This is a genomic window from Bradyrhizobium sp. 6(2017) (assembly GCF_011058295.2).
In the GTDB taxonomy this organism is placed as follows: domain Bacteria; phylum Pseudomonadota; class Alphaproteobacteria; order Rhizobiales; family Xanthobacteraceae; genus Bradyrhizobium; species Bradyrhizobium septentrionale.
In genome coordinates, this window is sequence record NZ_CP049289.2 from 1907642 (window position 1) to 1929143 (window position 21502).

A 21502-nucleotide genomic window follows, 5' to 3' on the forward strand; every position below is an offset into this window, starting at 1 on the left:
TTCGTAGGATGGGTGGAGCGAAGCGATACCCGTCAACCTTGTGCTGCGCGGTGGGATGATGGGTATCGCTGCGCTCCACCCATCCTACAGACTGCGCGCGCGTTACGGCATCGCGCTGGAGCACGTCTACGCGCACAACTGGATCGACTTCAAGGATGCCCGCTACTGCGAAGGCTGCGCGCTCGCGACCATGGCGCGGCGGTGCGGTGAGTAGGATAGCGCTCGTTCAGATCGGCTGCGCCATCCAGCGGAAGAACCGGCCGATCGCGCCGGGCGGCCGCGCCACCTCCGGCTCATCGGGCCGTTCGGCCGCGAGGAAGCGGTCAGAGATGTAGGCCAGGAACTGCATGTCGTTCGGCTCGGTGACGGTGAAGCTCTCGCCGTCGGTGAACACGGTGTAGTCGTAGAAGAACGGTCCGACGAACGGCATCGCCGCCGGCGCGGCCGAGTCCTTCGAGAACACGAAGTCGGCGGGCTCGAGACCGCCCTCGGTCATCGCCCGCTCCAGTGCGGGCAGCTTGCTCGTGAACTCGGCGGAGAAGCCGCCGACGGTCGATTGCAGTGTGATCGGCATCACAACCTCGCATCCGCGCCCGCCCCCGTGGCGATCGCTTCCTGATTGGTCGATCGAGGGGGAGCGGAGGTTCGTGGGCGTCGGCGAAGCGCGTGCTGAAAATCACGCCCAAACAAAAAAGCCGGCGTTGCCGCCGGCTTTCGCGTCTCTTGGTTCGACTCCGCGCGTTAGTGCGCGGCTCCGAGAGCAGCTTTCCGACGGGCAATCGTGCCCTTGACGGCGGGCTACACCTTCTCCAACGCGCGGGACGACTGGATCGACTTCAAGGACGCCCGCTACTGCGAGGGCTGCGCTCGCGGCAGTGGGGCGAGTGGGGCGCGTACTCCATCAAAATCCGGGAGGCCCGCTTTCGGAGACGAAGCAGAAACCCGATCCGACCTCAGGCATATCGCCTTCTGACCCATCTCGGACACTGGACCTATCGGACATTGGCCCACTTTTCTGCTAAGCTGGCCCTTGATTTTCCGGTCCGAGGTGCGTCTTGAGCAACGAGCGCGTGGAACGGCGACTGGCAGCGGTGCTGGCGGCGGATGTTGCGGGATATAGTCGGCTGATGGGGGCCGACGAAGAAGAGACGCTGGCCCGGCTAAAGGCTGTAAGGAAGACCACCGTTGACCCCACCATAGCCTCGCATCGAGGCCACATGGTCAAGACGACCGGTGACGGCATGCTGATCGAGTTCGCCAGCGCCGTCGATGCGGTGCGCGGTGCAGTTGAAATCCAGCGCAGTGTGGCCGAGCAGAATGCCGGCGTGCCGCCCGATCAAAGGATCGAATTCCGGATCGGTATTCATGTCGGTGACGTCATTTTTGATGACAACGACATCTTCGGCGATGGTGTCAACATTGCCGCCCGCCTTGAGAGTATCGCCGAACCGGGCGGGATCTGCATGTCCGATGATGCTTATCGGCAGGTGCGGGGCAAAGTTGAAATTGCCTATGATGACATAGGACAGCAGTCCCTCAAAAACATTGCCGAGCCTATGCGGGCGTGGCGGGTTCGGCCGTCTGGTCAAACCCCTTCCGAAGTAAGATCAGGTTCGGCTGTGAGCCAGCCTCCGGTGCTCTCGCTTCCCGACAAACCATCCATCGCCGTGCTGCCGTTCCAGAACATGAGCGGCGATCCCGAGCAGGAATATTTCGCTGATGGGCTCACAGAAGATATTATAACAGAACTGGCCCATACCAGCACGATGTCGGTAATCGCTCGCAACTCGACATTTGTCTACAAGGGCAAGGCTGTCGACGTGAAGCAGGTTGGACGCGACCTCGGTACCCGTTACGTGCTTGAGGGCAGCGTCCGGCGCATAGACCGACGTGTTCGTGTCACTGCGCAGCTAGTCGAGACCGCAATGGGGCGCCACCTATGGGCCGAGAAATACGACCGCGATCTCGCTGACATCTTTGAAATACAGGACGAAATCACGCGCAGCGTCGTGGGCTCGACCCAATGTCAAGTTGTCTTTAGCGAAGGGGTTCTGGCTGAACGAAGCGAGAGACCGGATTTTCGCACGTGGGATCTCGCCAAGCGCGGGTGGAAGGAAATTTACGGGCTGACGTCGGAAAGCATCGCAAGAGCGCGCGAAATCGGGGTCGAAGTCACGCGCATCGATCCATCATTTGCGAAGGGTCATCAGCTTCTTGCTGCTGCGACATATCATTTGGCGTTGATGGGCTTTTCCAGCAACCCACGGGAAATGCTTGAGGCAGCTTTGCAGTCAGCCCAACAAGCGATCCGGCTCGATGATGCCGATGAATATTCGTATTGGATGCTGGGCGGTATTCTGGGTCAGGGTCTTGGGTACCATGACAAGGCCATCGCGGCCTATCGACGAGCCCTTGAGCTCAATCCAAATTTCTTGATTGCTTTTGGCAGTCTCGGCACGGTGCTTGCCCTCGCTGGACGGGCAGAAGAGAGTATCCAAAATTCGGAGACATGCCTCAGATTGAACCCGCGCGAACCGGGCAACTTTTTCCGCTTCTCTGGGCTTGCGCTGGCATATTTTGTTGCCCAGAACTACGTCAAAGCTCGCGAGTGGTCCGAAAAAGCCGTGCAACGTAAGCGAGACTGGTGGCAAGGCCATGCCCTTCTTGCCGTTAGCTTTGCGCTGCTCGGCGAGCAAGATGCGGCGCGCGCGGCGATCGGTGATTGGCTTCTCGCGATCCCGAGCGCAACCGTGAGCAATTTGCCACCAATACCATTCAGAAATGCAACGGACGCGGAACGTTTCCGAGACGCCCTTCGCAAGGCGGGTCTCCCGGAATGACGCAATAATCACCTCCAGCTAGAGTTGTGAAAGTCCACTCCTGGGCCCTTAGCGGACATGGCCAAGAGTGCCTCTTTTGTCCGCTCCTGAGGCTAATGCGGACATTCGTCGGCAGGCGGATCTACGGGCAATCCTAGATCGACGTGCGCCGAAGCATCATGCCAAAAACCAGCCTATCCTACAGACAAAACAAAAAAGCCGGCGCTGCCGCCGGCTTTCGTGTTTCGCTTTCGCGTCTCTTGGCTCGTTCGCCGCGCGGTTAGTGCGCGGCTTCGAGAGCTGCTTCCTGCCGGGCAATCGTGCCCTTGACGGCCGACTGCACCTTCTCGAACGCGCGGACCTCGATCTGCCGCACGCGCTCGCGCGACACGCCGAACTCGGCGGCGAGGTCTTCCAGCGTCATCGGCTCATCCGCCAGGCGCCGCGCCTCGAAGATGCGGCGTTCGCGCGGGTTGAGCACGCCGATCGCACCGTTCAGGGCCTGGCGGCGATGATCGAACTCCTCGCTCTCGGCCATCACGGCCTCGGCGTTGGGCGAGTTGTCGACCAGCCAGTCCTGCCATTCGCCGGCTTCGCCGTCGTCGCGGATCGGGGCGTTGAGCGACGCGTCACCGCCGAGGCGGCGGTTCATGTCGACCACGTCCTGATCGGTCACGCCGAGGCGCTTGGCAATCAGCTTCACCTGGTCGGGGTGGAGATCACCCTCTTCCAGAGCGGAGATCTTGCTCTTCGCCTTGCGCAGGTTGAAGAACAGCTTCTTCTGGTTCGCGGTGGTGCCCATCTTCACGAGCGACCAGGAACGCAGAATGTACTCTTGTATTGACGCCTTGATCCACCACATGGCGTAGGTGGCGAGACGGAAGCCCTTCTCGGGCTCGAATCGCTTCACCGCCTGCATCAGGCCGACATTGCCTTCCGAGACCACCTCGGAGATCGGCAAGCCGTAGCCGCGATAGCCCATGGCGATCTTGGCCACGAGCCTGAGATGGCTGGTGACGAGCTTATGCGCCGCGTCGCGATCGTCATGCTCGCGCCAACGCTTGGCGAGCATGTACTCCTGCTGGGGCTCCAGCATGGGGAACTTGCGGATCTCGGCGAGGTATCTGGAAAGACCGGATTCTCCATTGAGAACCGGTAACGTAGCTGTACGGGCCATTACTTGCGCCCTCCAGTGGTTCAGGCCCCCGATAGCGGCGGGCCCGGCAGGTGGCCGCTGGGTTAAAGCCGGCCATGCTGCGATGTTCCGCGTTGGATATTCAACGCAGGTGCAACATACACCAAACTGTCCGTGATAGGGAAGGATTGCTGACGTCACGTCCCCGTGTGGCAGGTATAACCTGTTGTCATAACGAGGCTTTTCATCAGGGGGTGCGTCATACCGCCGCTTCCAGCGCCCTTTGCAGGAGAAGCAAATCCTCCGGCAAAGGCTGTTCCCAGCGCAAAAGTTCCCCGGTCCGGGGGTGCTCCAAAGCCAGCAGATAGGCGTGCAGGGCCTGCCGGTCGAGGGCGGTGAGTGCGTCCTTACCTTCCGCGCTGAGCTGCCCGGCCTTGGTCTTGAAGTGGGCGCCGTAAACGCTGTCGCCCATCAGCGGATGACCGAGATGTGCGAGGTGCACCCGGATCTGATGGGTCCGGCCGGTCTCGAGCTGGCAAGCCAGCAGCGAAGCGACCGGCTTGCCGTCGCGGCCGGCAAAGCTCTGCCGCACCTCGAAATGCGTGATCGCCTCGCGGCCGCTCTGACGGACGGCCATCTTCTCGCGGGCGTACGGATGGCGGTCGATCGGCGCGTCGATGGTGCCGTGAGGCCGGTTCGGCACGCCCCAGGCGAACGCCATGTAGCCGCGCTCCATCGGGCCGGTGCGGCCATGGTCGGCGAACTGCGCGGTCAGCGACTGATGGGCGTGGTCGTTCTTGGCGACCACCATCAGGCCCGTGGTGTCCTTGTCGAGCCGGTGCACGATGCCCGGCCGCTTGACCCCGCCGATGCCGGAGAGGCTGCTGCCGCAATGCGCGATCAGCGCGTTGACCAGCGTTCCCGTGGCGTGGCCGGCCGCGGGGTGCACGACCAGGCCGCGGGGCTTGTCGATGACGATGATGTCGTCGTCCTCGAACACGATATCGAGCGCGATATCCTCACCCTTCGGCTCGGCGGGCGCGGCCTCCGGCACGTCGATTATGATCGTATCGCCCTTGGCGACATGATAAGCGGGGTCGCGGACGACGGCGTCCTTGACGGTCACGGAACCGGCGAGGATCAGCGCCTTCAGCCGGGACCGCGACAGCTCCGGGATGCGCTGCGCGAGCACGCGGTCAAGCCGGGCCGAGCCCTCGTCGCCCGCGACGATGACCTCCAGCTTCCGACCGCCATTCGAAGAGACTTCTTGCAAAGATATAGAGCCTTGTAATGACCGACACCGCTGTGACCGAACCGACCCCCGACCAGGCCGCGCTGATCGCGCGGGTGCGGCGCATGATGCTGATCGCGGGGCTGACCTCGGCACTGGCCGTGGCCGTCGTGTTGATCGCCATCGGCTACCGCCTTTATCGCAGCGAGGGAAGCCCTGTTTCGGTGTCCGACGTCACTGCTGCGCTGCCGAAGGGCGCCCGCATCGTCTCCACCGGCGTCGCCGGCGAGCGGTTGGTGCTGACGCTTGATATAGGCGGTGCAACAGAGATTCGCACATTTGATGCAAAGACGCTGAAACCTGTCGGCAGGCTGACCTTCGTCAACGAACCCTGATCGACGCAACCGCGAAGCGGCGCAGTTAAATCAACCAAAAGCTGTAGCGTATTTTTTGCGCATGCGTTCGTGCATCGAGAAGGTGTGCCGCCATCTTTTCGGCTGAGTTGCACGCTCAGCTTGCGCCATGTCGGAGTCCAACCCCAGCGCTTCCGTCGAACAGACCAGTGAGTCCGATGCGTCGGGCTCGTGCGCCGACCCGACGCGCCGCGCGGTGTTGACCGCGCTCGCGGGTTGCGCCTGCCTTGCCGCGATCGAGCCTGCATCCGCCGACGACGAAGATCAGCCTGGCGCCAGTGAGCGACCGCAAAAGGCCGACCTCCTGGTGCGGGCCGAAGGCGACAAGGCCGGCGAGGTCATCAAGTCGGATGATCTGACGCTCGGTGGACCGCCCATTCGCGCCTGGCCGAAGGATCCGAAATCCTCCGTCGTCCGCAAAGGTTCGCGGCTCAATGAGGTCGTGCTGGTCAAGCTCGATCCGAACGAACTGGACGATGCGACGCGTGCCCGCGCGCCTGACGGCATCGTCTGCTACTCCATCATCTGCTCGCATGCCGGATGTCCGATCACCGCCTGGGTGAAGGAAGAGCAGGGCGACAGGAACGTCCTGAAATGCCTCTGTCACAACTCCGAATACGACCCGCGGCAGAATGCGCAAGTCGTGTTCGGGCCGGCGCCACGTCGCCTCGCGGCATTGCCGCTGACGGTGGCCGACGGCGCGATCACGGTCGCAGCGCCATTCGTTGGGAAGGTGGGTGCTCAGCAAGGAGGATGAGGCCACACCGGGATTTCTGCATGACCTAAGCTGAAAAAACAAAACAGAGCAGGGAGGTAGCATCTCATGACAAGCAAGCAGTGGTTACTGTCGGGTTGCGTCGCATTCACGTGTCTCGTCTCGACCTACGCCGTCGCAGGGCCGATCGAAAACTACAGTCCGGTGACGTCAGCGCGTCTCGAAAATCCCGAACCCGGCAACTGGATGCTCTATCGCCGGACCTATGACGGACAGGGTTATAGTCCGCTCAATCAGATCAACACCTCCAACGTCAAGGACCTCAAGCCGGTCTGGACTTTCTCCACCGGTGTGATCGAGGGCCATGAGGCGCCGCCGATCGTCAACAATGGCGTGATGTTCGCCGCGACCCCGATGGGGCAGGTGATCGCACTCAACGCCAAGACCGGCGAGGAATATTGGCGCTACAAGCGCCAGCTTCCCGACGATCTGTTCCAGTTGCACCCGACCAGCCGTGGCGTCGGCCTGTGGCAGGACAAGGTCTACTTTGCCACGACCGACGACCACGTCGTGGCGCTCGACGCCAAGACCGGCAAGGTGGTCTGGGACACCAAGGTCCAGGACTACAAGAAGGGGCAATATTTGACGCTGATGCCGCTGGTGGTCGACGGCAAGGTGATCGTGGGCGGCTCCGGCGGCGAGTTCGGCGTGCGCGGCTATGTCGTCGCCTACGATGCCGACAGCGGCAAGGAGCTCTGGCGCACCTTCACCATCCCCGGCGAAGGCGAGCCCGGCCATGAGACCTGGACCGGCGACGACTGGAAGTCGGGCGGTGGATCGGCCTGGATGACCGGCGTCTACGACAGGGACAACAAGACGATCCTCTGGGGCGTCGGCAACGCCGCACCGTGGCCGGGCTCGGCTCACGCTGGCGACAACCTCTACACCAGCTCCGTGATCGGCCTCGATCCCGAGACCGGCAAGATCAAGAAGCACTTCCAGTATCACCAGAACGATTCCTGGGACTGGGACGAGGTCGATGCGCCGATGCTGGTCGACCTGCAGCGTGACGGGCGTTCGTTCAAGAGCCTGATCCACCCGGGTCGCGACGCGATCTTCTGGGTGCTCGAGAACAAGCCCGACAAGATCAACTACGTGTCCGGCTGGCCGTTCGTGAAGACCAATGTCTGGAAAGGCATCGAGGCCGAGACCGGCCGGCCGATCGTCGATCCCGACCACAAGCCGGTGATCGGAAAGCGCGTCGAGTTCTGCCCGTCGCTGTGGGGCGGCAAGGATTGGCCGTCGGCGGCGTACAGCCAGAGCACCAAGCTCGTCTATGTTCCCGCCAACGAGAATTTCTGTGGCGGCTTCACAGGCGAGAAGCAACCGCTGGTTCCCGGCCAGCTCTGGCTCGGTACCAAGCCCGAAGACATCGGACTGACGCCGGCACCGAACGCCGATCATTTCGGCGAGTTGCAGGCATGGGATCCGGCCACCGGCAAGAAGGTCTGGCAGCACGACTTCAAGACCTCGCAGCTGTTCGGATCGGTGACGGCGACCGCAGGCGACCTTGTTCTGGCCGGCGGCACCAACGACCGGATGTTCCGCATCTTCAATGCCAAGACCGGCGAGCTGTTGTGGGAGCAGAAGACCAACTCCGGCATCATGGCGATGCCGATGTCCTATGAGGTCGATGGAACGCAATACATCGCGGTCCAGTCGGGCTGGGGCGTCGACGCGCAGCGCATCCAGGACGCGCTTGCCGGCAAGGTCGCGGGCTTCGAGAACAACGTGCCGCAAGGCGGCGTGATCTGGGTGTTCGCGCTCAACAAGAAGTAGCGCGCGACCAAAGCGCGATGAGATCAGGTTGAATCGTCATCGCGCTTTGGATTCTTGTTTAAGCATGATCTTTTCGGAAAACCGCTTCGCACTTTTCCGGATCATGCTCTTGAGCTTCGGTTCTGATCAGAACCGAAGCTCTGGCTTTCTGTTTTGACGCGTTTTCTTCACCCGAAGCGGTGTCCACTTCGCTCGAAAACGCTTTAGCAGACAGGGGGCGATGCGATCGGGAAGCGGCGGCTGGGGAGACCGCCGCTTCCCGGTCGGCTTCCTGCTACTTGTTCCCGCTACTTGCCCTTGGTGTCGACCTTCTGCTTCTCGTCCTCGTTCATTTTCTTGATCATGGGATCACGGCTGGCCTCGCCGGTGGCTTGGCCGGTGGTCGCTGGCGGCCCATTGCTTGGAACCGAACTCTGGTCGGGCAGCACCTTGGCCGGACGCGTTGCCGTAGTGCTCGGCGGCGACGCTGACTGTGCGAACGTCTGCGCGGCAAAAAGAAAGACGCCCGCGGACAGGGTTGCCGCGAGCGTCCCGAATTTTTGAAGTGGGGTTCTCATCAATCTGCTCCTGTCAGATCGATGAGAACTTCCCGTCTTGCCTAACGTTCCTCAGGTCTCAAGCTGCTTGCCGATCGGAAGGGCGCGGATGCGCTTTCCGGTCGCGGCGAAGATCGCGTTGATCAATGCCGGTGCAAACGGCGGCACGCCGGGCTCGCCGACGCCGCTCGGCGGGGTGTCCGGACCGGGCGGCACGATGTGGACATTGGTGATCGCAGGCGACTCGTCCATCCGGATCACCGGGAAGTCGTCGAAATTGCTCTGCTGCACCTTGCCGTCCTTGAAGCTGATCTCGCCGTATTTGGCGAGGCTCAGCCCCATGATCGCGGCGCCTTCGATCTGCGAGTGGATCCGCTCCGGGTTGACGTAAGTGCCACAATCGATCGCGGTATCGACCCGCGGCACCGTGAACTTGCCCTTGTCGTCGATCGCCACCTCGACGATGGTCGCGATGTAGCTGACGAAGGAGCGGTGCACGGCGATGCCGAGACCATGGCCTTTTGGCACGCTGCGTCCCCACTCGCCCTTTTCCGCGACCAGCTCGACCACCTTGCGTAGCCGCGCGGTGTCGATCGGGTAGCTGTCATAGGGCTCGCCGTAGTTCCAGAGGTCCTTCACCGAATCGAGTTTGACGATCCGGGGGCTCCCGATCAGCTCCAGCAGCATGTCCTTCGGGTCGCGCCCCGTCGCCTGCGCGATCTCCGCCACCATGGATTGCACCGCGAAGGCGCGCGGGATGTTGGAGACCGAGCGGAACCAGCCGATACGCGTGAACGCGGTGGCTTCCGGGTTCTCGCACTGGATGTTGGCGATCTCGAACGGCATGTCGACCAGCCCCATCCCGAGCTCGAACGCCGCCTCGTGATTGGCGCCGGCGGCGAAGGTCGAGGCGATGGTCGGCGCCACGCTGCGGTGCCGCCACGCAGTCACCTTGCCGCTCTTGTCGAGGCTAGCCTCGATGCGTTCGACCGAGACCGTGTGCAGGAAACCGTTGTGGACGTCGTCCTCACGGGTCCATTGCACCTTGACCGGCGCGCCGAGTTCCTTCGACAGCAGTGCCGCCTCGAGCGCGAAGTCGCATTTCGACTTGCGGCCGAAGCCGCCGCCGAGCAGCGTCACGTTGACGGTGACATTGTCCTCGGGGATGCCGAGCGTCTTGGCGACGTCCTCGCGGGTGCCGCCGGGGCTCTGCACCGGCGCCCAGATCTGGGCCTTGTCGCCCTTGACGTCGGCAACCGCGACCGGCGGCTCCATGCTGACATGGGCGAGATGCGGCAGATAATATTCGCCGGTGATCACCTTGTCGGCGCTCTTCAGGGCAGCATCGACGTCGCCCTCCTTGCGCACCACGAGGCCCGGCTTGCGCGCGGCCTCTTCGAGTGACGCACGATAGGTGACGGAGTCGTACTTGGCATTGGCGCCGTCGTCCCAGACGATTTTCAGCTGGTCGCGGCCCTTGATCGCGGCGCCGGTGTTGCGCGCGATCACAGCCACGCCGCCGAGCGGCTGGAACTTGGATGGCCACGGCCAGCCCTTGACCTCCATCACCTTCTCGACGCCGGGGATCTTCATCGCCGCGCTGTCGTCGAACGACTTGAGCTTGCCGCCGGTGACCGGCGGGCGGGCGATGACCGCGTATTTCAGGCCCGGCAGCCGGATATCGGCGCCGTAATGCGCCTTGCCGGTGGTGATGTCGTGCAGGTCGACGATCGAGACCTGGCCCTTGCCGAGATAGCGGAAGTCCTTCGGATCCTTCAGCTTGAGGCCCTCGATGCTCGGCACCGACTGCTTGGCGGCGTCGGCGGCGAGTTCGCCGAAGCCGGCCTTGCGGCCGCTCGCGCTGTGGACGACCTCGTGGTTCTGCGCCTTCACCTCGGTCACCGGCACGCCCCATTTCTTGGCGGCGGCGGCTTCCAGCATGGAGCGCGCCGAGGCGCCGATCTGGCGCATCGGGATCAGATAGTGCCGCGTGCTGCGCGACCCGTCGGTGTCCTGGTTGCCGAACTTGACCTCGTCGCCATGCGCCTGCTGGACATGGACGCGCGACCAGTCGGCCTCCATCTCCTCGGCGACGATCAGGGGCAGGCTGGTGCGGACGCCGGTGCCCATCTCGGAGCGGTGTGCCACGATGGTGACGATGCCGTCGGGGGCGATCGCGACGAACACGCGCGGGTCGACCACGACGCCATGCGGCATCTTGCCGGCGCCGGTCTCATAGGCGGCGAACGCCTGGCGCGTCATCACGGGCGCGGCGAGCACGAAAGAGCCGGCGATGCCGAGCCCCTTGAGGATGCTGCGGCGCGAAACGTTCTCGACCTTCACGTGCTTCTCGAAGCCGCGAAGCTTGCCCGGATTGGTGCGAATGTTCATGTCACACCCCCGTCGATGCGAGGTGCACGGCATTCTCGATCCGCTGGTAGCAGCCGCAGCGGCAGATATTGCCCGCCATGGCTTCGCGGATCTGGTCGTGGTTGGGCTTCGGGTTCTGGTCCAGCAGCGCTGCCGCCTGCATGATCTGGCCGGCCTGGCAGAAGCCGCACTGCGGAACATTGACCTGGCGCCATGCCTTCTGCACCGGATGATCGCCGCTCGGGTGCAGCCCCTCGATGGTGGTGACCTCGCGGCCGACGACGTCGGAAACCGAGGTGATGCAGGCGCGCACCGCCTCCTTGTCGACGATCACGGTGCAGGCGCCGCACAGGGCCTGGCCGCAGCCGAACTTGGTGCCGGTGAGGCCGGCTTCGTCACGGAGATACCAGAGTAGCGAAAGGTCGGGGTCGCCATCCCAATTCTGTTCCTGGCCGTTGATTTTTAGCTTGATCATGGTCTGTCCTCGCTCTGCTTAAGCTATTGACCGATGCGGGCAGGGCGGAACGTCTTCCATGGCCTGCGGCCGCGATGATGTTTGTTTTGCCAAGATGTTGGTGAGCCAAATTGCCGTGCGCCAAGGATTTGCGCTTTGTTCCAAGCACTCCTCTTGCTTCTCGAGCGCCTTGCCGGGCGCGCAGCGTGGTGAATGGCTGCGATGTTAGCAGAGCCGGGCGCCGCGTGACTTCACAGGCAAGTGTTTTGCATTTCCGTTTGGCGAAAGCAGGGCCGTGCACGCTGCAGGCATGACATCCGGAGGTGGCCATCATGCGATCGGCGCGACCGCATCGCTGGGTCCGTGCAGGCGAGCCGCGCCGGGGGCGCCCTCATGGCAGGGCGTTTTGGGGCTGCTTCCGCGGGAAATAGCGGCCCGGCGCGTAAAGCATGGCCGACAAAATCCCCACCGCAATGCACAAGCCATCTTGCGGCAGGCCGATTTCAAGGCTATTGCCTTCCCCCTCAACGCTCCCTTCGTCTAGCGGTTAGGACGCGGCCCTCTCAAGGCTGAAACAGGGGTTCGATTCCCCTAGGGAGCGCCAGCAAACTCAGGCACTTAGGTAGCCATCAGCCGCGTTCGTTGAATAATGGTTGAATAAGACGCTGGTGAACAGCGGGGAACGCTTGCGGAATTTGCTGCCGATATTCGCCAAATAGCCTCAGCGCGATGCCTCAGTGTGGCTGGCGCATTCGCGAAAAATTTCCTCGTCGCCCTTAGTGTCCGCAAATATTCAAACCGCCGCTGACGTGCGCTGTCGTACGCGAGCGCGCTCGGATGTTCGCATTGACGTTGATCGTCGCACAATCAAGTCTTGTCCTGTCGAGTTGTTCGAATAGGAGGGCCACGTGAGATATAATCGAGGAGAGAAAACTGGCAGACAACAGTCACACGTGAGTCTAGCCGGTCCGAAAGCTGCGGAACCGAGCACGATGCCATTCGCCCAGCGGCTCACCTGCACGATTGACGATGCATGCGAAGTGACCGGCTTGGGACGCACGAAGCTTTACGAGTTGATAGGAGCTGGGCGTATCGTCACGACAACGATCGGACGTCGGCGACTAGTAGTGGTGCGCTCACTTCTGGCGCTCCTTGACACCAACACGTCGAACTAACGGGCGGGCGACTCAAGGGAGCAACCGCACTTTCAACGCGCTTTTCCTCAGGCACTCATTTTGATGACACGACCGTGCTCCCTTAGCCGGTCGAACTTGTCCGCCCACCACCGCATCATCCGCACGGTGCTCCTGCCAGAATTCGGCGGCATGGGTATAGGCGGCACGAATTTCATTCGGCTCCTAATGCGCAAGTTGACGTTCGATCGGATCCGCTTGCCACTTGCCGCTTTCGTTCAGGAGCGTTGACGCGATGGATCGCAGGCGATGAATGGTCAATTCGATCTGGTCGTATTCGAGACGGCGCAGCGCTGCGTTAAGGGTGTTGTCACTGATTGGGCGATGCCAGGATCTCACCGACGGGAAGAGATATCTCGATCCGCCAGTGATTTCCTGGAGCTCGCGAAGAATGGCGAGAGCTTGAGACGCCAGCGGCACCCGGTGTCTTCATCTTTTTGGCGGTATGCGCCATTCCCCGTCAGCCGGGCTGAACTCGGTCCATTCCGCCTGTCGCAACTCCAGCAGCAGGCCATGCAGGCGCGCATGGCGCAGAGCGTCGGCGCCGAGCACTACAACCGGTTGTTTGCGGACGTCGTGTTCGGCGAGGTCGCCGACAAGCTCCTTTATGCGTTTGCGCCGATCGACGTGCAGCCAACGCTGTTTGGTAAATGGGCTGCCGTCCGCGAATGGGACGGATTGGACGTGCAGGGACTGTTCGCATTGAAGCGCATCCGGCTCGTGGTAAGGCTGGTCTCGCCTTAGTCTTGAAGTGGACCGAAAAGCAAAGGCGCGGGTACCGCTAGAGGGGGAACGGGGGCGCGCACCAAACATGAACCGCTCGGCTTGGCGATGTCCGAGCTACACCACGGGCAACGAGAGGATCATCTAATGTGGTACGACGGGTTACCAGGAAACTCGTGGTCGAGCCTCTGGTCTGGTTACGTGAGATGCGGGAGGGAATGCCACGGTATTCGCAAGATTGACGTGTGTTGCCCGGCATGTGGTTCGGCCCCATTAGATACTTCACCCCAAACGGTAATCATAGATGGTCGGGAGTTCACCATGCCTGCCGCCTTCATGGGTGCCGAAGGCCGCTATGAGGACTACATCTATCTGCAGATGCTCCAGCGCGAGTGGGAGCGTCCAGTCGCCGAGTTTCAGACTTTTGCACACTTTGCCGATGCTGAACGCCCATCCGCACGCGCGGCCTTGGTGTTGCTGTTCTGGGGTTACTTCGAGACCCGTATCGAGCGACTTCACCGCACAGCGATGCGCAAGCTTCCACAGCGGGTTTTAGATGACCAACTCCGGCGTTATTCCGGAGTCGGTAGCCGCCTAAATGATCTGTATAAGATATTCTTCGGAACAAACTATTCTGACGACCTTCGCGGGCACGGATTTGCGGCTGTTGCCGACCTACTAAACGACATTCACAAACGTAGAAACGAATTTAGCCGTGGAAAGCCACAGGCCATCAGCGAAGCGGTGGTGAATGCCCTCGTCGAAAATCTCAAAGCCGAGCATGAAGCCTGGATCACCGTATACAACAGCCGGGTGGGATCCTGAACGAGCGTGGGTGAAGCGAAGCGAAAGAAAGCAGCTGCCTTGCATGGCCCCTGTCCGTGCGGTTCGACAAGGCCTGCGCGTCTCTGTTGTTTCAACGGCAAGGACTGGCATAAGCCTCCAGCCGTTCTTGGGTTAAAAACACTGCCCAAGATGTCGAGTCTAACCAAGTGCTACATGAAAGAGTTGGGTTCGTGCGTGGGCCCGGTCTCGGGCGAGCACATCGTTTCAGAGGCGGTCATTCGGGTTTTGATGGCTGATGGTGATTTCTCGATCTCAGGACTTCCTTGGCTGGCGCCTGGCGAGGCAAAGATTTTGCCGCCGCAAAGCCTTCGAGCAAATTGTCTTTGCACCAAACACAACAGCGCGCTTCATCCTCTTGACGACGCGGCCAAATGCTTTTTCGCGTCGCTCAAATCATTCTTAGAGCACGATACGGGGTCGAGGCACGCGCTTGTGTCGGGACATGATATTGAGCGGTGGCTGCTAAAAACAGCCAAAGCCGCAGCCGTCTCAAAGAACTTGGCGAGGGGTAGGGAACGGCTATCGGGCGCATTTTCGCGCGACGAAGCGATATTGGACATGCTCGACAGTCCTGACCGATGGCCGGAGGGTGCAGGGCTTTATTGCACGATGAACACGGGCGACCGAACGGTCAATCACCCGCGTTTCCAACTCCAGCCACTTACGAACGAGCAGGAAGATATCGAAGCGCTGGCGCTTAATATCCTGGGCCTTCAGTTCGTGTTGTTGCTCGAACCCCCGGATGAAAGCAAATATCCGTTCTTGCGTGGTTCCAGGTATCGACCGGGAAGAATTACCATATCGTACCCTGCCTCGACCAACTGGCTCACGATGAGCTGGGATGACGGCAGGAGCCACGAAGCGTTGACGGTCCAATTCGTGCAACCGATATCGCCCCCTTGATAGTGCGCGCGGCTATCGCCGACGCGTTATCCGGGCTTGTTGTATTTCTCGCAGCCTCGCTCGCTTCCTTCTGTATTGTTCACTGGATCAAACGAGTAACAAAAGTCGTAAGGCCATTCGTTGCCGAAGATATCTTGGTATCGCACGCGCCCGAATAAGTAGAAGACCTGCAATCCGCCCGCGAGCCTGTCACGGCTCCGCTTCTGAATCTCGATTGCGTCATTCGAGTTTTGCGGCATCGAGATTGTCTGCTTGATGGGCTCGGTTCCGTAGAGCGCTCCAAACTCGTATTTCGGTATCCCTCCGGTCGGCAGGCTGAGCTCTTCGGCATCCGGCAAGGGAAAATGACCGACCTCAATATCAGCCTCAAGTATGATCTTGTACGCGGGCGTTTGCCCCGAATGAGAAATGCGAATCTCGGCGCTGGCCGTGTTTTCACTCACGGTAATCGGGCCATGGTTGATATGTAGATAAGCGCGCAACTGCCGATGCTCGGTATCTCGCGCAACGTCGATCTGGGTTTCGGCAGCTTTGGCCTGCCGCTTGGTGGCGACATAGGCACCATAGGCAAATATTGCGCTGACAAATACGCCAATGACGGTGAGGGCGGTCAGGACAATATAGGCTTTCCAGAACGTCCCCTCCCGCCGGCGATGCTCTCGTTCGTCGGCATGCCAGCCGGACACTGGTACGCAAGCGTCACCTTTGCCGCCTGCGTCGTCTCCCGTTTGTTCGTTGCTGGCGTCCATATCGCTCTCTGGCTAACTATGTGGCGCTTCGCCGCATTACACAATCAGCGAAGCGTAACCCGATTCGTAGATTTTCTTCCCCTCTTCGGTTTCGAGACGAAGCAGGCAGTACAGCTGCCAATAACGGCTCCAGCGCTCATCGTCCGGCGATAAATATTCGACCGGCAGGCCGATCTGTCTGGCATCATCGTAATCGATGGGTTGGCCGTGTGTTTTCCATTGGCTGGCGCTCATCAGGGCCTGCGAAATCGTTGAACTCGGCGCGCCACGACGCTTCAGCATGTCTTCTGCAAACGTCCTCACGCGGTCGCGGATGCCCTGAAATTTCGCAACCGTCCTGGCGTCAAAGCTATCAAGCATCAACAGAGCAATCGGGTCTTGAGCATTTTTGCGCATCGCATCGCAGTGTTTCTCGTAAGCCTCTAAATAGCCGGTGACGGAATAATGCAGTTCGTTGCCGCGAGCGTCCTTCAGGAGGAATTGCGGATCAATCATGCCAAGCTCTGAGGTGTTGCTCATGATGATCTTGCTGGCGGCGAGTGCCATCAGCGTGCCGGCGCTCTTCGCCAGGTCGGGCACGATCACCCGGAACGGCTGGGTGCCCGCTTTTGCCAGCATAAGCTTGACCAGTTTCTCACAGGCGTCGACATCGCCGCCCCCGGTATTGAGAAGAAGATCAATCGGCGCGTTTTCGGGGATGTTGTGGAGCATTTCCACGAACCCGATCACATCGTTCCGGTCTATCTCGGTTTCCAAGCTGCCGACGTAACAGATCAGGTTGGTATGCTCAGCGGCGTTTATATGCTTGATCAGTTCCTGCCGTTGATAGCGGCCAGCATTCATCGCCGTGTACATGGGCGTCTTCGTAAGCGGTCGCTCTGCTTTGAGCGGCGCGGCTCCGGACGACGGCGTGGGCTCCTGGCCGTTATCGCTCACCAAACGAATCCCCCATCCAATCGACTTTTCCGTTTCTTATGAAGTAGTGGCATCTGCGCTTTCCATCATAGTAGTTCACGCTTGGCGAAAGAGAAAGAGGGCCGTCAACCTTAGATAAACGCCAGAACGGGGTGCGTGCGCTATCGAGGTTGAGCATGATGCGATGGCCACTCCGGCACGGACAATCGAACGCGATCCACTTCGGCCGTGCTGCCGTCCCGACCACGATGGCGGTATTTCTCGGCAGCTTCTCCGGAACCTCGTCAGCCGACTCGACCAGGCCGATGCAATGCGCCGGTTGACGCGTCAGCCACTGCGGAAGCCAGTTCAGCCAAACCCACTGCCACCAACGAATCTTCATGCGCCAGGCCACGCCTGTTCAAGGAAGGGATCGCTGTCACCCTTGCCGATCTTCTGGCTTTCCGGGTTGCAGTAATGATCGGGGCGAGGCTTGGCGTTGTTGGTCGAAATTTCTCGCTCGTGCCAGCGGAAAAGCACTTCCGTTGGGCGTGGGCTCGGCCCGAACCCGATCAGGCGCTCCAGAAGCTCGTTAATAGCGGCGGAAGCGATGCTGGTGGTGAACGTCACCACTGCCGGTTCAATGCCCCCTAATACGGGCGCATAGCCTTCGTTCTCAAGCCGTATCCGCTCCTCCGGCGTGCGTAACTCGGTTGCCGCACGACCAAGGTCGATCCTGTCGCGGCAGACCAGGCAGGCGGAGCCAGGCGTAAGAGTGGTCACGCGGCCGTTGATGCTTGCCAAAGCCCCATCGCCGCCCAACAGCACACCGCAATCGATAACGGGTGTCGCAAGGAAGGTCGAAAACCGCGAGAGAACCAGGCGGCCGGCGTTGTCGTCGGTGCAGCCAAAGACCACATCGCAGGGGATCAGCTCGCGCGCCGTCTTTTCGAGCGTCACCATCGCGGTGACGGCATTGCATTCCAGGTCAGGGGCGATGGCCGTCAGGTGGCCTTTCAGGATCGAGGTCTTGGGTTGGCCAACCGCGCCTGGCGTTGAGCCGTAGACGCGGGTGACGTTGCTTTCGGTCAGCGTGTCGGCATCCATCAGGGTCAGGTGACGAACGCCGAGGCGTACCAGCTGTTCGGCGACCGCCGAACCGGTGCCGCCGCAGCCAACGATGCCAACCCGCAGCGCGCCGAGCGTCTGCTGAATATCCGGGCCGAACGCGCGCACGCTCCGGTCAAAGATCGCCGGTATCTGTGGCGCCGCCGAGTTGAATGAGTTGACCAACTGCCATTTGTCGCCAACGCGCAACAAGCGGTCGATCGACGCTTTGCCGCCGTCGCCGAAATGCACCTCGCCAGTGAAGGTGATGCCGTCGTCGCGCGGCGATGCGATCAGCGTGACGTAGAGTTCGGAGCCCGAACGCAGCCGGAAAAGGTCGGAAATGTCCTGGTCAACCTTGCGGTCGGCCATGCTCGGGGTTGGGTGGCCGACTATGCTGGGATGGGTGTGAAACCAGATCGGAATGGCGGCGATGCGCTCAGCTTCCGCGAGGGCAGGGACGTAACCTTGCGAGGCGATCGACAGATGATCACCTTCACGGGCAAGATAGGCGTCTTGTGGCACCCAGCGCATTCCACGGCCAAGAAGCCGGATATCGCCGTTCGGCGCCCGGGCAATTCCTGCGAGCAGCACGCCTGCGGTTTCAAGCGGCAACCTGGCGGTCTGTTCAATTTCTTGGAAGAGCGTGTCGGTCAGGACCAGTGTGATCGTCATCATGCCCCCGGAGCCGCTTTCAGCAGCTCATTCCTGATCAACGCGAAGTAACTTTGAAGTGAGTCGATGCCCGAGCGCCATTGGCCCGCCGTGAAATGCCGCGACCAGCGCTGCCATTGGCGGCCGAGATGGCCCTCACGCGATTGCGTGGCGGGGATCTCGGCACCGTCAGTTCGGCGGACGGGCGGATCGAACCACCACATGTCGGGCGGCACGTCCGGGTAGCCGGGAGCCAGACGAATGAGGAGATCGCAGTCCTCCCGGTCAAATCCCTTGGGCAAGGGGTAGGCGGGCACAACCACGCAGATAACGCCGCCTTCGGTCGTGACCTGATGGCCCGGCGCCTTGGCGTTGAGATATTCAATGTCATGTGAAGGCAGCACTGCGATTGTCCTTAGATTGAGCCCGGGTTGATTTGGGCCGGTGCGGTAAAGAAGCGCAGGCCATCGCGCATCTTCACTTCCTGCGTGTCAGCGATCTTCTCGTCCGAACCGCCCGGGACGACCTCGAACAGGTCGCGGTCAGGGCCAATCGGCGGATTGGGCAGGGCCCGCAGTTGAGCGCCGGTCAGGAAGTGCTCCTTCACCTTGAACTCCGTGCGGTCGATCTTGATGTCGTACGGGTGCTGCCGCTCCTCGAACTCCTTGAGCTCTTCGTGCTCATGGCGCTCGAACTCCTCCAGTTCCTCCCTTTGCCGTTCTTCAAACTCCCGCAGCTCTCGCTGTTGGCGCTCTTTCAGGGCCTCCAGCTCTTTCTCGCGGGCTTCCCGTCCGAATTCGTCATGCTCAGCCATCGTGGTACCTCCATTGCTTGCCACCAAGATACCACGACACCAAGCCACTTGACAAGCCCGGTGCTAAGGTGCATCTTCCGGGCATGAAAACCAGCAAAGCAATGACCATTCGCCTGACCGAAGAGCAGGCGGAAGCCTTGGAGACCGTTGCTTCGGTGGAGCAGCTGGCGGTTTCGGACGTGATTCGGGCCGCAATCAGCGAGCACATCGAAACCCGGCGCAAGGACCCGGCTTTTCAGGAAGACCTGAAAGCTCGGCTTGCACGCGCGCGGAAGCTGCTGGCACGTCAGGCCGGCGAATAATCAGAGCAGTTTCTGCAGCTCGGATTTTAGCGGACCCAGATCGCGGTCAAAGCTCGCGATCATCGCGGGCATGAATGTTTCGGGGGTGACGCGCTTAAGCTCCAAGGGATGGCCGGCTCGCTGCCCGACCAGGTGCATAAAGGACAGCTGAGATCGCCCGTTGCCCTCACGAAAGGGATGGATGGCGTTGAGTTCGGCGAGAAAATCGGCGGCCGCAGCGAGGAAGTCCGCTTCACTTGAGCTGGGCTTCATGGCCGGCAGCGCAAGCTTGCCGAAAACCTGATCCATGTAAGAGGGTATATGTTCAGGATAGGCGAAAGGATTCCCGCCCTTTGACGTGCGCACAGTCCGGTATTTTCCGGCCCAGGAATAGACGTCCTGAAACAGATGGTGGTGAACGCGTCTATAGTGGGCGGGAGTGAATTGCCCATCGGGGAGGGGCTCTTGCGATCTCAACGTCGACATTTCGAGCTCGAAATCGTTCAGGGTTTTTGCATCCCTGAGGCGAGCCCGGTTCTTGAGGACGGATGTGCCCTTGTAGCAATAGGGGTCGTCGAATACGTCGTATCCGCTCAAGTCTACTAGCGACCTTTGGGTTGGACGTATGCCCTTAACACCTCAGCCCGCTTCTGGGCAGGCGTCAGGTTCTTTTTGCTAAGGGCCGACAGGCGTTCCCTCGACGCTTTGCCGAGCTTCAACCCTTCCACGGCCGAAATAGCCGCGAAAGTCTTGTCTCCCAAGACACGGGAAGACGAGTTGATGCTGGAGCCTTTGCGCTTATCGGTCATGAGCGAAATATAACACGGATTCGAGTGGGTTGCGAATACGAACTTTCATATACGTTGCCGGGAGTTATCATCCTCTTACCGCACTCATATGTGGCTGGAAACCGCTTAAGGCTAGGGGCTGGAAGCAATGCCAGGGAAGAACAAACTTCGTCTAGAACTGATCCCCGGTCCGCTTTGGCGTCAAAATCTCCGGTGCAATGTCGTCGGCCTCGGCCCAGGCCGCTGGCTGAAACTCAGTCGGGCGACCAGGGCGGCTCTCGGAAAATGCACGATCTGCGGAGGAGCCGATCGTCTGCATGGCCACGAAAATTGGAAGTACGTCGAAAAGCCTCGCAGCGGGGTCGCCATTTTGGTGGGTGTCGATGCGATCTGCACGATCTGCCATTCGGTTCAGCACTGGGGACGCATCCAGCAACTTGTGGCAATCGGCGTTATGTCCACGGCCGATGAGCGACGACTGATCCGCCATTTCATGAAGATCAACAAATGCGACAGGGCCGCATTCGAGCGGCACGTCGTTCGCTCTTTTAGAATCTGGCGTGTGCGAAGCAAAAAGCGATGGAAAATCGACTGGGGCGGTTTTCAGCCGATGATCGTCGAAGCCAAGATCGCGCGGGACCTCTATCGTCGTCGGCGAGAAGCCGCCGCCGAGCGCCGATTAGAGGCGGCTTAACGGGAGGGTGCGGTGGTGGATTTCGAGGAAGAGGGCTACGAAGAAACAGACGAAGAGAGTGAATTTCGCGAAGAGCGAAGAGAATGAACGGCAAATCGCCTTGATGGTGGTTGATGCGCTCCGGCAGTCCCACTTCAGGATTACGAGTATCGGGGCAAAGGATTCGACGCCCTCCGCCAATCGTTCCGCATGATGCCGCCCGAAACCGAGCGCCCTAACATTCCTGCCATCAAGTGAAAACTAGAGGAATTGGTACTCCGCGAACTCCGAGAGCGACAGATCGACATGTACGGTCAACCCAAGACTGTATGACTTCAATCGGCTAATTCATCGTCAGTTGGCAA

Annotated in this window: 24 protein-coding genes, 1 tRNA gene and 1 pseudogene; 12 read left to right on the plus strand and 14 right to left on the minus strand. The window is 60.8% G+C overall.

Features of this window, described 5'->3' with window-relative positions; all coding sequences use genetic code 11:
• Positions 1-91 precede the first annotated feature (91 nt).
• Positions 92-214 (plus strand): annotated as a pseudogene (locus G6P99_RS09060) (N-acetylmuramoyl-L-alanine amidase); the annotation flags it as partial.
• A gap of 12 nt (positions 215-226) precedes the next feature.
• On the opposite strand, the gene G6P99_RS09065 reads toward G6P99_RS09060, so the two are convergent.
• On the minus strand, positions 227-574 hold the full coding sequence (locus tag G6P99_RS09065; protein WP_029084392.1) for a hypothetical protein: 348 nt from the start codon (positions 572-574) through the stop codon (positions 227-229).
• 481 nt (positions 575-1055) lie between these two features.
• On the opposite strand from G6P99_RS09065, the gene G6P99_RS09070 reads away from it, so the two are divergent.
• Positions 1056-2840 carry an adenylate/guanylate cyclase domain-containing protein gene (locus tag G6P99_RS09070; RefSeq protein WP_084518691.1) on the plus strand — a complete coding sequence of 595 codons (1785 nt, stop codon included), beginning with the start codon at positions 1056-1058 and terminating at the stop codon, positions 2838-2840.
• A gap of 259 nt (positions 2841-3099) precedes the next feature.
• On the opposite strand, the gene rpoH is transcribed toward G6P99_RS09070, so the two are convergent.
• Both rpoH and G6P99_RS09080 read right to left on the minus strand, forming a co-directional pair.
• Complete coding sequence (rpoH, locus tag G6P99_RS09075; RefSeq protein WP_029084390.1) at positions 3100-3996, minus strand: RNA polymerase sigma factor RpoH; 897 nt, start codon at positions 3994-3996, stop codon at positions 3100-3102.
• 217 nt (positions 3997-4213) lie between these two features.
• On the minus strand, positions 4214-5194 hold the full coding sequence (locus G6P99_RS09080; RefSeq protein WP_029084389.1) for an RluA family pseudouridine synthase: 981 nt from the start codon (positions 5192-5194) through the stop codon (positions 4214-4216).
• A 50-nt stretch (positions 5195-5244) separates the two neighbouring features.
• Here G6P99_RS09080 and G6P99_RS09085 point away from each other — a divergent pair, with 50 nt between their 5' ends.
• The 3 genes from G6P99_RS09085 to G6P99_RS09095 all read left to right on the plus strand — a co-directional run bounded on the left by G6P99_RS09085 (position 5245) and on the right by G6P99_RS09095 (position 8152).
• On the plus strand, positions 5245-5580 hold the full coding sequence (locus G6P99_RS09085) for a hypothetical protein (protein ID WP_029084388.1): 336 nt from the start codon (positions 5245-5247) through the stop codon (positions 5578-5580).
• Between the two features lie 127 nt (positions 5581-5707).
• A complete protein-coding gene (locus tag G6P99_RS09090) occupies positions 5708-6355 on the plus strand; it encodes a ubiquinol-cytochrome c reductase iron-sulfur subunit (RefSeq protein ID WP_029084387.1) in 648 nt (215 codons plus the stop codon).
• A 66-nt stretch (positions 6356-6421) separates the two neighbouring features.
• Positions 6422-8152 carry a methanol/ethanol family PQQ-dependent dehydrogenase gene (locus G6P99_RS09095; RefSeq protein WP_029084386.1) on the plus strand — a complete coding sequence of 577 codons (1731 nt, stop codon included), beginning with the start codon at positions 6422-6424 and terminating at the stop codon, positions 8150-8152.
• Between the two features lie 287 nt (positions 8153-8439).
• On the opposite strand, the gene G6P99_RS09100 is transcribed toward G6P99_RS09095, so the two are convergent.
• Genes G6P99_RS09100 through G6P99_RS09110 form a run of 3 tightly spaced genes read right to left on the minus strand, consistent with a single transcriptional unit; the run spans position 8440 to position 11533 of the window.
• A complete protein-coding gene (locus G6P99_RS09100) occupies positions 8440-8709 on the minus strand; it encodes a hypothetical protein (protein ID WP_029084385.1) in 270 nt (89 codons plus the stop codon).
• A 51-nt stretch (positions 8710-8760) separates the two neighbouring features.
• Positions 8761-11079, minus strand: coding sequence for a xanthine dehydrogenase family protein molybdopterin-binding subunit (locus tag G6P99_RS09105; protein WP_165127831.1), 2319 nt, complete (start codon positions 11077-11079; stop codon positions 8761-8763).
• A gap of 1 nt (position 11080) precedes the next feature.
• Complete coding sequence (locus G6P99_RS09110; protein WP_029084383.1) at positions 11081-11533, minus strand: (2Fe-2S)-binding protein; 453 nt, start codon at positions 11531-11533, stop codon at positions 11081-11083.
• A 508-nt stretch (positions 11534-12041) separates the two neighbouring features.
• Between G6P99_RS09110 and G6P99_RS09115 the strand changes: the two genes are divergently transcribed.
• A tRNA-Glu gene (locus tag G6P99_RS09115) sits at positions 12042-12116 on the plus strand.
• 388 nt (positions 12117-12504) lie between these two features.
• Positions 12505-12687, plus strand: a complete 183-nt coding sequence (locus G6P99_RS47475) for a helix-turn-helix domain-containing protein (RefSeq protein ID WP_165127833.1) — start codon at positions 12505-12507, stop codon at positions 12685-12687.
• A 183-nt stretch (positions 12688-12870) separates the two neighbouring features.
• On the opposite strand, the gene G6P99_RS09120 is transcribed toward G6P99_RS47475, so the two are convergent.
• Positions 12871-13125 carry a tyrosine-type recombinase/integrase gene (locus G6P99_RS09120; RefSeq protein WP_246709476.1) on the minus strand — a complete coding sequence of 85 codons (255 nt, stop codon included), beginning with the start codon at positions 13123-13125 and terminating at the stop codon, positions 12871-12873.
• 93 nt (positions 13126-13218) lie between these two features.
• Between G6P99_RS09120 and G6P99_RS09125 the strand changes: the two genes are divergently transcribed.
• The 3 genes from G6P99_RS09125 to G6P99_RS09135 all read left to right on the plus strand — a co-directional run bounded on the left by G6P99_RS09125 (position 13219) and on the right by G6P99_RS09135 (position 15177).
• Complete coding sequence (locus G6P99_RS09125) at positions 13219-13449, plus strand: hypothetical protein (protein WP_246709477.1); 231 nt, start codon at positions 13219-13221, stop codon at positions 13447-13449.
• 300 nt (positions 13450-13749) lie between these two features.
• Positions 13750-14253, plus strand: a complete 504-nt coding sequence (locus G6P99_RS09130) for a hypothetical protein (protein WP_165127835.1) — start codon at positions 13750-13752, stop codon at positions 14251-14253.
• A gap of 174 nt (positions 14254-14427) precedes the next feature.
• The gene (locus G6P99_RS09135) at positions 14428-15177 is read left to right on the plus strand and encodes a hypothetical protein (RefSeq protein WP_246709478.1); all 750 of its coding nucleotides are present in this window, start codon (positions 14428-14430) and stop codon (positions 15175-15177) included.
• 26 nt (positions 15178-15203) lie between these two features.
• On the opposite strand, the gene G6P99_RS09140 is transcribed toward G6P99_RS09135, so the two are convergent.
• From G6P99_RS09140 to G6P99_RS09165, 6 genes are read right to left on the minus strand one after another with little or no spacing between them, the layout of a single operon-like run.
• Complete coding sequence (locus G6P99_RS09140; RefSeq protein ID WP_165127837.1) at positions 15204-15926, minus strand: hypothetical protein; 723 nt, start codon at positions 15924-15926, stop codon at positions 15204-15206.
• A 36-nt stretch (positions 15927-15962) separates the two neighbouring features.
• Positions 15963-16862 (minus strand): SDH family Clp fold serine proteinase, encoded by a 900-nt coding sequence (locus tag G6P99_RS09145; RefSeq protein WP_165127839.1) that lies wholly within the window; start codon positions 16860-16862, stop codon positions 15963-15965.
• Entirely contained in the window at positions 16852-17223 is a 372-nt protein-coding gene (locus tag G6P99_RS09150) for a DUF6527 family protein (protein WP_165127841.1), read from the minus strand. The genes G6P99_RS09145 and G6P99_RS09150 overlap by 11 nt, the downstream gene beginning before the upstream one ends.
• Positions 17220-18602 carry a ThiF family adenylyltransferase gene (locus G6P99_RS09155; RefSeq protein ID WP_334261965.1) on the minus strand — a complete coding sequence of 461 codons (1383 nt, stop codon included), beginning with the start codon at positions 18600-18602 and terminating at the stop codon, positions 17220-17222. The genes G6P99_RS09150 and G6P99_RS09155 overlap by 4 nt, the downstream gene beginning before the upstream one ends.
• The gene (locus tag G6P99_RS09160) at positions 18602-18985 is read right to left on the minus strand and encodes an E2/UBC family protein (protein WP_165127845.1); all 384 of its coding nucleotides are present in this window, start codon (positions 18983-18985) and stop codon (positions 18602-18604) included. Before G6P99_RS09160 ends, G6P99_RS09155 begins: the two co-directional genes overlap by 1 nt.
• An 11-nt stretch (positions 18986-18996) precedes the next feature.
• Positions 18997-19395, minus strand: coding sequence for a multiubiquitin domain-containing protein (locus G6P99_RS09165; RefSeq protein WP_165127847.1), 399 nt, complete (start codon positions 19393-19395; stop codon positions 18997-18999).
• A gap of 83 nt (positions 19396-19478) precedes the next feature.
• Here G6P99_RS09165 and G6P99_RS09170 point away from each other — a divergent pair, with 83 nt between their 5' ends.
• On the plus strand, positions 19479-19697 hold the full coding sequence (locus tag G6P99_RS09170) for a DUF6290 family protein (protein ID WP_165127849.1): 219 nt from the start codon (positions 19479-19481) through the stop codon (positions 19695-19697).
• Here G6P99_RS09170 and G6P99_RS09175 read toward each other — a convergent pair whose 3' ends face one another.
• Positions 19698-20273, minus strand: coding sequence for a Fic/DOC family protein (locus G6P99_RS09175; protein ID WP_246709479.1), 576 nt, complete (start codon positions 20271-20273; stop codon positions 19698-19700).
• 339 nt (positions 20274-20612) lie between these two features.
• Here G6P99_RS09175 and G6P99_RS09180 point away from each other — a divergent pair, with 339 nt between their 5' ends.
• Positions 20613-21158: a hypothetical protein gene (locus G6P99_RS09180; RefSeq protein WP_165127851.1), complete on the plus strand. Its 546-nt coding sequence runs from the start codon at positions 20613-20615 to the stop codon at positions 21156-21158.
• Positions 21159-21502 lie beyond the last annotated feature (344 nt).